Origin of the sequence: Sphingobium cupriresistens, from assembly GCF_004152865.1 — a bacterium.
In the GTDB taxonomy this organism is placed as follows: Bacteria; Pseudomonadota; Alphaproteobacteria; order Sphingomonadales; family Sphingomonadaceae; genus Sphingobium; species Sphingobium cupriresistens.
In genome coordinates, this window is sequence record NZ_SEOO01000007.1 from 45,828 (window position 1) to 57,111 (window position 11,284).

The following is an 11,284-nucleotide window of genomic DNA, read 5'->3' on the forward strand; positions in this document are numbered from 1 at the left end:
AACCATGCAAACAATATCAGCCAAAGAAGCGAAGTATCACTTCGGTAAGCTAATCGACATAGCGCGGGCGGAGCCTGTTACTGTCGAGAAGCATGGTCGAGCAGTTGTCGTGGTTCTGGCGGTTGAAGAATATGAGCGTTTGAAAGCGATCGAAGCGGGGCAGAATGGTTGATCAGGCGGACAAGGACAGGTTTCTGGAGGCGTTGACGCAGCTTGGCGGCTCTGCCGGCAATGTGCGCCTGCGCGAGACGCTGCAATGGGACGAGGAAGCCTATGCTGCCGTAAAGAATGCGCTGGTTGGGTCCGGCGCAATCCTGACCGGCCGTGGCCGTGGAGGTTCGGTCCTGCTGGCATCCAGTGGAACTGGTGAAGTTCAGGAACGCCCTGCCTCCGCGCCCAAGCCTCAAAAGGCCAAAGCTGCGAAGGCAAGCGGCAACACCGGCGGCGACCTTGGTTTCGAGGCGGACCTGTTCAAGGCAGCGGACAAGCTGCGCGGCAACCTTGAGCCGTCAGAATACAAGCATGTCGCGCTGGGGCTGATCTTTCTAAAATACATCTCCGAAGCCTTCGAGGCGCAGCACGCCCGGTTGGAGGCTGAGGATTATGCCGATCCGGAAGATCCGGAAGAGTATCTCGCTGCCAATGTGTTCTGGGTGCCGCCCGAAGCACGCTGGGGCCACCTTCAGGCCAATGCCAAGCGGCCGGAAATCACCTTTGTCGATGTCACCACCGGACGCGAGAAGAAGGGCGACATCGGCGGTCTGATTGACAACGCTATGGAGGCGATTGAGCAAGCCAACATCAAGGTCCTGAAGGACGTTCTGCCCAAGAACTATTCCCGGCCCCAGCTGGACAAGACCATGCTGGGCGAGCTGATCGATCTGTTCTCCAATGTCGACATGCGTGGCGATCATGGGCAGGCGCGCGACCGGCTGGGCCGGGCTTATGAGTATTTCATCTCGCAGTTCGCAGGCGCCGAAGGCCGTCGCGGCGGCGAGTTCTACACGCCCCGTTCGGTCGTGCAGACCATTGTCGAGATGCTCGAGCCTACCCAGGGCCGGGTTTACGATCCCTGCTGCGGATCAGGCGGCATGTTCGTGCAGTCGGAACGGTTCATCGAGAGCCATCAGGGTCGCCGATCCGATATTGCCATCTATGGCCAGGAGCGCAACCACACCACCTGGCGGCTGTGTCGGATGAACTTGGCGGTGCGCGGGATCGATGCCGATATCCGCTGGAACAACGAAGGCAGTTTCCTGCGCGACGAGTTCGCGCAGACAAAGTTCGACTTCATCATGGCCAACCCGCCGTTCAACATTTCCGACTGGTGGCAGCCGCAGTTGGAAAGCGACGCACGCTGGACCCACGGAACGCCGCCGCAGGGCAACGCCAACTTTGCGTGGTTGCAGCATATCATCCACCATCTAGCACCGCGCGGCACAGCCGGCGTGGTTCTCGCTAACGGCTCTATGTCGTCGCAGCAGTCTGGCGAGGGCGAGATCCGCAAGGCCCTGATCGAGGCAGACCATGTGGACTGCATGGTCGCCCTGCCGGGCCAGCTGTTCTATTCCACCCAGATCCCGGCCTGCCTGTGGTTCCTGGCGCGCGACAAGAGCGCCAACGGCCTTCGCGACCGGCGCGGCGAAATCCTGTTCATCGACGCGCGCAAGTTGGGCCATCTGGTGGATCGCACTCGGCGGGAGTTCTCGGATGATGACATCGCCTTGATCGCGGACACCTACCACCGCTGGCGCAGCAAGCCGGAAGTGGTCGTGGCGGCGGGCCTGGAACCCTATGCTAACGAGCCGGGCTTCTGCCGTTCGGCGACACTCGACGAGGTGCGCGGCCACGGACACGTTCTGACGCCTGGGCGCTATGTGGGTGCGGCGGATGCGGAGGATGATGGCGTAAGCTTCGAGGAGCGCTTTAGCACGCTTCGGGCAACGCTAAGTGATCAGTTTGAGGCTGCCAATAAACTGACATCTTCGATTCTTCATAGCTTTAGCCGGGTGTCTAGCGATGGCTGAAAGGGTTTGGACAAAAGCAAGCAAGTTTTGCCAGTCGGTCCGTGACGGTACTCATTCGTCACCGAAGCCTTCGCCCAATGGGCGATTGCTAATAACATCGAAGCACATCGTAGGCGGCCGTGTCGATACATCGTCTGCCTATCTGATTTCAGAGAACGAATTCAATGAAATTAACAAAAGAAGTAAGGTGGATCAATGGGATGTTCTGATCACGATGATTGGAACCGTCGGGGACGTATGTCTCGTTATAGACGAGCCAAATTATGCAATAAAGAACATCGGCCTTTTTAAGACTGGCGGGGAACTAGAGGGACGATGGCTGTTCAATTGGCTTCGTTCTGAAGAAGCCAAGGCTCTGCTACATGAGCGGTTGGCTGGAACAACTCAGGCATATATTTCACTAGGTGCCCTTCGTGAATTTCCGGTTCCTCTATTACCCGCAGCAGACATGCGGGAAGTGAATATACTTCTCGGTTCTCTAGGCAGCAAAATCGAACTCAACCGGCGGATGAACGAGACGATGGAGGCGATGGCGCAGGCAATCTTCCGCGACTGGTTCGTCGATTTCGGCCCCGTCCGCCGCAAGATGGCCGGCGCGACAGACCCGGTCGCGATCATGGGCGGCCTGACCCCTGACCCCACCCGCGCGACCGAACTGGCGGCGCTGTTCCCAGATGCGCTGGATGTGGATGACTTGCCCATGGGGTGGCAGTTGTTGGCTCTGTCTGACGTCGCTAATCAGACTAAGGGGTCCATCAATCCGCAAGCTTTACCCGACACAGTCTTTGAGCACTACAGCCTACCTGCGCATGACTCTGGGCATGGGCCGGCAATGGATCTGGGCGCCACCATTAAAAGCAACAAAGTCCCCGTTCCCTCCGGTTCGGTCATGCTGTCAAAGCTGAATCCTGAAATTCCTCGGGTTTGGATCCCCAATGACGAGGCTGGCTTTCCGCAGATAGCATCTACCGAATTCCTGGTTTTCAAGCCCAAGTCAGGCTGCAGCCGAGGGCTTCTCTATTTTATGTTCCGGGACCCGACCGTCCGCCAGATTCTGGAGGGGATGGTAACTGGCACGTCAAAGAGCCATCAGCGGATTTCACCACCAGCATTGCTTCAGACCAAACTGGTCGTTGGTGACGGCAGCGCGTTTGGCGCGTTCGATGAAATAACCGAGCCGATGGTGAAGCGCCTTTTGGCTCTACGAGCGGAAAACCGCACCCTCGCTGAAACCCGCGACTACCTGCTGCCCCGCCTGATGTCAGGCGAAGTGCGCGTGGGCGATGCAACGCTGGAGATTGCCGCATGACCGAGCAGAGCATCGTTTCCCAGGACATGACGCTGAAACGCCTATTTCAGGACTTTTATCGCGTGCCCGATTATCAGCGCGAATATGTCTGGGGCGAAAGCGATCCCAAGGGTGACGGCGGCGATCAGGTCAACCAATTCCTTGCCGATATCCATACCGAATATGAAGGGGCGACCCAGCATTTCGCGCCAGAATATTTCATTGGCACTATCGTGGTGTGCGCCGGGCAGGATCAGGTGTTCGAGCTGATCGACGGGCAGCAGCGCACCACCACATCCTATCTCACGTTATGCGCCATCCGCGATGCCCTGCAGGAGCTTGGCGGCAATCTACCGGATGATCTCTCCAGCCAGATTGCGGCCAGTTCCACCGACTGGCAGGGTGTGACTACCCACCGCTTCCGGCTGGAAGTCCAGTATGACGATGCCGGAGGGGTGCTGGCCGAATATGCGCAGGGCAACGCCGCGCAGACGGTACGGGATGGCTCCCGGTCAATCCGCAATCTGGGCGGCGCCTATGACACGATCCGGGAGTTTCTGACGACCACGTTCGGAACCGACAGGGCCGCGCTGCTACGCTTCTATGGCTATCTCACAAACAAGGTGAAGGTGATCCGGATAGAAACGCCGACGATCACCAAGGCGCTGAAGATCTTCGAGACAATTAACGATCGCGGGGCCGGGCTTGATGCCATGGACCTGCTGAAGAACCTCTTGTTCATGAACGCCAAGGGGCATGAGTTTGCCGAGCTCAAAAGCGTCTGGAAATCGCTGACCGATGAAATCTATGCGGTCGGCGAAAAGCCGCTTCGTTTCCTGCGCTATTATCTGCTGGCGACGTTCGATCTCGATAATCGCCTGCGTGAAGATGCGATCTATGACTGGTTCCAGAAGAACCCCGGCCTGACCGGTCACACCACCGAGCCACTGGCCTTCGCTAAGCGCCTGCAGGCCGCGGCAAAGGCCTATGCCCACTTTGCAAAGGGCAAAAATGCGGCGGGCAGCCCGGAGCCCGGGATCGAGAATACGCGCCTGCTGGGGGGGCAGTCGATCAAGCAGCACTTCATGTTGCTGTTGGCCGGGCGCCACCTTCCGGCCCCGCTGTTTTCGCGGCTGGCCGCGGAAATCGAGAGGATCATGTTCGTCTGGCTGATCACGGGAACGCCGGGCAAGGATTACGAGCGCAAGCTGGTGGATGCAGCCCACAGGCTCCGGACCGTCAGCCCGGACAATTTCGATGCCTTTATTGAGGATGTCTTCGTCAAGGAACGCGCGGAACTGGCGCGCAGCTTCTTCCGCGCCCTGAAGGAGCTACGGGCAAATGATCTACGGCAGTTCCGGCTGCGTTACCTGATCGCCAAGATCACCCAATATGTCGATCTGCAGGCCTACGGCTCCAGCGATTCTCGCGACCGCCTGATGGACTATACCTCTGGCGGCAACGACATCGAGCACATCTTGGCCGATAATGCGGATGCCGATGCGCAGCAGGAGTTCGGTGATCGCGCGCAAGATCAGGAAGTGATCCAGAGCCTGGGCAACCTTCTGCTGATCGAGAAGTCGATCAATCGTTCCATCTCGAACACCCGATACTCTGAAAAGATCAAGGGCTACGGCCAGTCCAAGTTCCTTCTGACCCGCTGCCAGGCTGACACGCAGGCCCAGCTTGTCGGGGTCGCAGATCAGATCACCAGGACGGTGCAGGCGCTGGAATGCTGGCCCAACTGGACCGTGAAGGATGTGGAAGCGCGTCAGCTTTTCCTGACCAGGCTCGCATGCCGCGTCTGGGACGTTCCGGTGGTTGAAGAGGTCGTTCCTGCATGACCAGTTTCTCAGAGGATGTGGTCGAACAGGCCAGCATCGAGATCCTGCAGGATCTGGGCTGGAACTACTTGCATGGGACGGTCATAGCGCCGGACGGTGTGGCGGCTGAACGGCAGGCATTTTCCGATGTCATCCTGCTGCCCCGCCTCGAAAAGGCTGTGGCCGGTCTCAACCCAACTCTGCCCGAAGCAGCACGAACGGAGGCCATCCGCCGGCTGCTGACGAGCGAGACTGGCTCGCTGATCGAGGAGAACCGCCGTATTCACCGCCTACTGACTGATGGCGTGCCGGTGGAATACCGCAATACGGACGGGCGCATCGTCGGCGACAAGGTCTGGCTGCTCGATCTGGATAAGGTTGAGGCCAACGACTGGCTAGCGGTCAACCAGTTTACCGTGGTGGAAGGAAGCCAGAACCGGCGGCCCGATGTTATCCTGTTCATTAATGGCTTGCCGCTGGCGGTGCTCGAACTGAAGAACGCGGCGGCAGAGAACGCCACCATCGTTGACGCCTTTCATCAGTTGCAGACCTATCTTGCCCAGATCCCCAGCCTGTTCCGCACTAATGCGGTACTGGTGACATCTGACGGCATTGAAGCCCGCATAGGCTCGCTGACGGCCGATCAGGAACGCTTTATGCCCTGGCGCACGGTGACCGGCGAAGACTTCGCCCATCGCGGCCAGCCAGAACTGGAAACTCTGCTGCGCGGCGTTTTTACCCGCGAGAACATCCTTGCCCTGATCCGCGATTTCATTGTGTTTGGCGATGCAGGTGCAGGACCATTCAAAATCGTCGCCGGCTATCACCAGTTCCATGGCGCCCGCAAAGCCATCCGTGAGGCCGTCGACGCGAGCGGCCCGGACGGCGACCGCAAGATCGGCGTTATTTGGCACACTCAAGGCTCGGGCAAGAGCTTCCTGATGGCGTTCTTCGCAGGTTTGGCGGTCAAGTCACCTGAGCTTGAAAACCCCACCATTGTGGTGTTGACCGATCGCAACGATCTGGACGACCAGCTCGCCTCCACCTTCAGCCTATGTAAGGATCTGCTCAGACAGAATCCCGAGCAGGCCGAGAGCCGCGAAGACCTGCAACGCCTGCTGGCACGCACCTCTGGCGGCGTCATCTTTACCACCGTGCAGAAGTTCTCGCCCGAGCGCGGTGAGGAAAGCTTCCCGATGCTGACGGATCGCCGGAACGTGATCGTCATGGCCGACGAAGCCCACCGCAGCCAGTATGGTTTCGATGCCAAGCTGGACGCGAAAACAGGTGCACGGCGCTATGGCTATGCCCACTATATCCGCCAAGCCATGCCGAACGCATCGTTCATCGGCTTTACCGGCACCCCAATCGAAGCGGCCGACGTCAACACACCGGCGATCTTCGGTCAGTATATCGACATCTACGACATCAGCCGCGCCGTGGAAGATGGTGCGACGGTGCCGATCTACTACGAAAGCCGGCTCGCGCGTATCGAACTCGACGAGGACGAAAAGCCGTTGATCGACGCCGAGATCGAGGCTTTGGTCGAGGATGACACCCTCACCGAGGCAGAGAAGGCAAAGGCCAAATGGTCAACGGTTGAATCTCTGGTCGGCTCGAAAAAGCGCCTGAAGCAGATCGCCGCCGACATGGTGACGCACCTCGAGGCGCGCACTGACGGCACAGAGTACAAGGCCATGGCTGTCTGCATGAGCCGCCGGATTTGCGTGGACCTCTACAACGAGATGGTGGCGCTACGTCCAGGCTGGCATTCCGACGACGATGCGGCCGGCGTGATTAAGATTGTCATGACGGGGGCAGCGTCAGACCCGCTCGAGTGGCAACAGCACATCGGCAACAAGCGCCGCCGCGACGGGCTGGCGAAGCGGGCCCGTGACCCGAAAGACCCTCTTCGCCTGGTGCTGGTGCGCGACATGTGGCTGACCGGCTTCGATGCGCCCTGCATGAACACCATGTACATTGACAAGCCGATGCGCGGCCATGGCCTGATGCAGGCGATCGCGCGTGTGAACCGGGTGTTTCGCGACAAGCCCGGCGGTCTGATCGTCGACTACATCGGCATCGCCCAGAACCTGAAGAAGGCGCTCAGCGAATACACCGACTCCGATCAGGAAAAGACCGGCATCAATGAGGCCGAGGCCATTGCCGTCCTGCTGGAGCGGTACGAGATCGTCAGCGGGATATTCCACGGCTTCGACTACAATCCCGGGATCCACGGCGCGCCGATGGAGCGGCTGAAGTGTCTTGCTGGTGCTATTGACTGGGTCCTGAAATGGGCTGAGGTCGAAGCTGGCAAAGCCCAGTCCCCGGAGGACAAGAAGAAGGCGCACCGACGCTACCTCGATCTCGTCTTGGAACTGACCAAGGCCTATGCGCTGGCATCCGCTAGCGATGAGGCTCGAGAGATCCGCGACGAGATCGGGTTCTTCCAGGCAGTCCGTGCCGCCATCTCCAAGAGCACCGCCACCGGCAAGCTCAGCCAGGCTGACAAGACGCTGGCGGTCCAGCAGCTAATCGACCGCGCAGTGGCATCAGCTGAAATTGTCGACATCCTCAAGGTGGCGGGCATCGATTCCCCAGATATCTCCATTCTTTCAGAGGAGTTCCTGCTCGAAATTCAGGGAATGGAGAAAAAGAACCTCGCCTTGGAAGCCCTGAAAAAGCTTCTGGCAGGTGAGATCACCAGCCGGATGCGGACTAACGTTGTGGAAAGCCGGGCATTCTCCAGGCGTCTGGAAGATGCTGTGGCCCGCTACCACGCGGGCGCTTTGTCGGCTGTTGAGATGATCAACGAGCTGATCGCGCTTGCGAAGGACATGAAGGCGGCGCGACAGCGCGGCGAGGACCAAGGGCTCTCGCCAGAAGAAATCGCTTTCTATGATGCGCTTGCCGAAAATGAGAGTGCCGTGGAGGCCATGGGCAGCGAACAGCTGCGGCTGATTGCTCACGAGCTGTTGGAACAGCTCCGCCAGAACGTCACCGTCGATTGGCATCACCGGGAAAGCGCCCGTGCCCGGATGCGGGTTCTGGTGAAGCGGATATTAAAACGGTTTGGTTACCCGCCCGATCTTGCCGATGAAGCCGTGCAGACGGTGCTTGCCCAGGCTGAGGTTTTGCTTCGGGAGGTGGCATGATGCGCCCCGCCGATGATTATCTCGAGGATGTAGACCCCGCAGTGTGGCTTGCCGAAAGGCAAGCTGAAGCTGAGCGCAGAGTCTATTTTGTGTCAGCCCTGATGAACCCTGCATTTCACTGGTTTTTCACCCAGGGGCAGCAAGCTCTCGAGGCGGAGCTTTATATTCCTGGAGTTTCATCCCTCCTAAACGGAATCGAGGCAAGCCTGCGAGTCACGATGGCCCAGCTGGACCCCGATTACGGCGGTAAACTGGCATTGTCTCCATACCGGTTGCTCAGCAATACTATGCTGAGAAAAGCGCGCGATGCCGGTTTGCCTGTCGAGCTTCTCAAATTTTCAGACGGCGAGGATTTGCTTTCGCAGATCGAGACGAAAGATAATGTGGCTATCGTTCAACTCCGACATGACGTTTGTCATGGGGATATTTTGAAATTCATCCAGCGAATGGATTTTGAGCAGATCGACATTTTAACACCGGAATGCCTGCGCCCGACAGCTGCACGCCTTCTGCAAGTTTCCTACAACTGGGCCAGCGGGTTGGCGCGTTTCCGGGCGGATCATGGGAGACGACCTGAAGGGTTTCCTATTCCGGACATGCCTCAGAACCCTTTGGCCGAATGGCTTTAGTAGCGACGTGTAATACAGACGAAATGCATGTTTATCCCGTGCGGGATTTCGCCAATTTTCGATGGTAAGCGCAGGGATGCGATGAGAGAGTTTGTCCGCAGGCTCTCACCCACCGCCAAATTTTCTCCCCGAAATCATGAGATTGCAAGCTGTCGTCCTGATTGCGCTCTGGCGTCGTGCGGCGTCATGCGACGCCGGTATGGAGCGATGTCCGCGGGCGACCGCGCCCGATGGCGTTCGGGCGCGTATCACCTGTCCCCGACTGCTATCCTTGCCTGTCCCTGCTGCGGCATGGCGCATGGGCCGGGCGATGGGCGCATTTCGCTCTGGCCTGGCGCTGGCCTTCGTCGCCGTCATGCTGGCCCGCGAAGCCAAGGGCCTGCTGATCGGAGAGAGCGTCGACCCGGCCTTGATCGAACAGATGTGGCGCGCGATCGAGCGTCGGCCGGAAATCATGGCGGTCAATCCTGTCAAACCTTCCACACCGCGCCCGACGCCGTCTTCGTCGCGATCAGCGCCGATTTCGAGGATGCGCTGACCATGGGCGCGGGTGAAATATTGATCGAAGCGATCGACGCGGGGCTCAAACGCGCCATGCCGGAACTGACATCCATCTATGACCGGCCGGAAAAACAGTAGAAAGCCGTTCGACCTAACCAAAAAGGGACGGCAGACAGGCATTGCGACGCCAGGTCGCGCAGGCGGCGGTCGCGCGACGCTCAAAATTTTCTGTCGCACGCCTGAGCATTGCTTGCAGGACGCTTCTCTATAAGATCGATAGATAAGACGCATGGGTCGGCGCGGAGCAGTTATGCAGGACAGGCGGGAGCAGGATGGCCAGATGGCCGACAATATGTTCGGGCGCTGGCGCGCGCGTCTGGCGCAGGCCCTGTTGCGCGAACCGTTGGTCGTGCTGATCGAGGGGCACGCCGACGCGCTGTTCCCATTGTCCGGTCTGGACGACAATGCTGTGCCTTTGCGCGAAACGGTGAATTGACGGATCGATCATTTCGCGATCGCGAAAGACGGCCTAGATCGGCGTCTCATTCCTTTTCTCCCCTTTCCCAGGAGTTAGCATGGCCACCAACCCCCGCGCCGTAACCCGCGCCGTCGACAGCCTGTTTCTGGAGCGCTGGTCGCCGCGCGCGTTCGATTCCTCCGCAATTGCGCAGGACGATCTCGACACCATCTTTGATGCGGCCCGCTGGGCGCCGTCGGCGTTCAACTATCAGCCCTGGCGCTTCCTCTATGCTCATCGCGACAGCGCCGACTGGTCGCGCTTCCTGCGCTTGCTGCTGCCCTTCAACCAGGCCTGGGTGCAAAATGCCGGCGCAATCGTCTTCATTCTGTCCGACACGCTGATGGCGGCGCCGGGGTCGGAGGATTATAAACCCTCGCACAGCCATAGTTTCGATGCGGGCGCGGCCTGGGCGCTGCTGGCGTTGCAGGCGACGCGGCTGGGCTATCACACCCATGGCATGACCGGCGTCGATTTCGACAAGGCGCGCGCCGAACTGGCGGTGCCGGAGCGTTTCCGCATCGAGGCGGCGGTCGCGATCGGCCGGCAGGGCGACAAGGCGGTGCTGCCCGAAGCGTTGCAGGCGCGCGAGGAGCCCAGCGACCGCAAACCGATCGAGGCGTTCGCCCATTCAGGCAATTTCGCGGGCTGACATAGGATATCGCTCGCTCGCCTTGCGGTGAGTGGGGTATTTGAGGCACGATGGCGAAGGGCGTCGCATCGGCGGCGCGCCTTTGTCCCATGAGTGCCTGTCGTCCATGTCCCTGTCCGCAATGATCGCCGAAAGCGCCGTCCCCGCCGTCGTGACGAATCCACGATTGCCCGACAATCCGATCGTCGACTGCAACGACGCCTTCATGGCGCTGACGGGCTATGCCCGCGACGAAATTGTCGGCCGCAATTGTCGCTTTCTGCGGGGGGCGGACACGGACGGTGCGAGCACCGACATGATCCGCGCCGCTATCCGCGACAACCGACCGGCGCTGATCGAACTGCTCAATTATCGCAAGGACGGCACCCCTTTTCGCAATGCGCTGATGATCGCGCCGATTTTCGGCGCGGACGGGACGCTTAACTATTTTCTGGGATCGCAGATGGCGGTCGAAGCGGCGGCGAGTCAGCGCGCGGACGACGCCATCGCGCTGATCGGCACGCTGACCCAGCGCCAGCGCGCGGTGCTGGTCGGCATGGCGCAAGGGCGCCTGAACAAGCAGATCGCCTATGATCTGGGCCTGACCGAACGCACGGTGAAGATGCACCGGGCCGCGATGCTGCGCGCGCTGAACGTGCGCACCGCGGCGGAGGGCATAAGGCTGGCGATCGAGGCGGGGCTGTAGGATGGCG

The 11,284-nt window shown here is 59.8% G+C and carries 10 protein-coding genes; all 10 read left to right on the plus strand.

The features are described from left to right. The first annotated feature begins 4 nt into the window (after positions 1-4). On the plus strand, positions 5-172 hold the full coding sequence (locus EWH12_RS06080) for a type II toxin-antitoxin system Phd/YefM family antitoxin (protein ID WP_081659755.1): 168 nt from the start codon (positions 5-7) through the stop codon (positions 170-172). Beyond that, positions 165-2,027, plus strand: coding sequence for a class I SAM-dependent DNA methyltransferase (locus EWH12_RS06085; protein ID WP_129926020.1), 1,863 nt, complete (start codon positions 165-167; stop codon positions 2,025-2,027). The genes EWH12_RS06080 and EWH12_RS06085 overlap by 8 nt, the downstream gene beginning before the upstream one ends. Continuing rightward, on the plus strand, positions 2,020-3,336 hold the full coding sequence (locus EWH12_RS06090; RefSeq protein ID WP_129926021.1) for a restriction endonuclease subunit S domain-containing protein: 1,317 nt from the start codon (positions 2,020-2,022) through the stop codon (positions 3,334-3,336). The genes EWH12_RS06085 and EWH12_RS06090 overlap by 8 nt, the downstream gene beginning before the upstream one ends. Further along, positions 3,333-5,159 carry a DUF262 domain-containing protein gene (locus tag EWH12_RS06095; protein WP_129926022.1) on the plus strand — a complete coding sequence of 609 codons (1,827 nt, stop codon included), beginning with the start codon at positions 3,333-3,335 and terminating at the stop codon, positions 5,157-5,159. Before EWH12_RS06090 ends, EWH12_RS06095 begins: the two co-directional genes overlap by 4 nt. After that, complete coding sequence (locus EWH12_RS06100) at positions 5,156-8,293, plus strand: type I restriction endonuclease subunit R (RefSeq protein ID WP_129926023.1); 3,138 nt, start codon at positions 5,156-5,158, stop codon at positions 8,291-8,293. The genes EWH12_RS06095 and EWH12_RS06100 overlap by 4 nt, the downstream gene beginning before the upstream one ends. After that, complete coding sequence (locus EWH12_RS06105; protein ID WP_129926024.1) at positions 8,290-8,922, plus strand: hypothetical protein; 633 nt, start codon at positions 8,290-8,292, stop codon at positions 8,920-8,922. The genes EWH12_RS06100 and EWH12_RS06105 overlap by 4 nt, the downstream gene beginning before the upstream one ends. Before the next feature lie 310 nt (positions 8,923-9,232). Continuing rightward, a complete protein-coding gene (locus EWH12_RS06110; protein ID WP_207212363.1) occupies positions 9,233-9,460 on the plus strand; it encodes a hypothetical protein in 228 nt (75 codons plus the stop codon). 273 nt (positions 9,461-9,733) lie between these two features. After that, complete coding sequence (locus tag EWH12_RS06115; protein ID WP_129926026.1) at positions 9,734-9,919, plus strand: hypothetical protein; 186 nt, start codon at positions 9,734-9,736, stop codon at positions 9,917-9,919. 79 nt (positions 9,920-9,998) lie between these two features. Further along, positions 9,999-10,592 (plus strand): nitroreductase family protein, encoded by a 594-nt coding sequence (locus EWH12_RS06120; protein ID WP_066606217.1) that lies wholly within the window; start codon positions 9,999-10,001, stop codon positions 10,590-10,592. 106 nt (positions 10,593-10,698) lie between these two features. Beyond that, complete coding sequence (locus EWH12_RS06125) at positions 10,699-11,277, plus strand: PAS domain-containing protein (RefSeq protein WP_207212364.1); 579 nt, start codon at positions 10,699-10,701, stop codon at positions 11,275-11,277. Positions 11,278-11,284 lie beyond the last annotated feature (7 nt).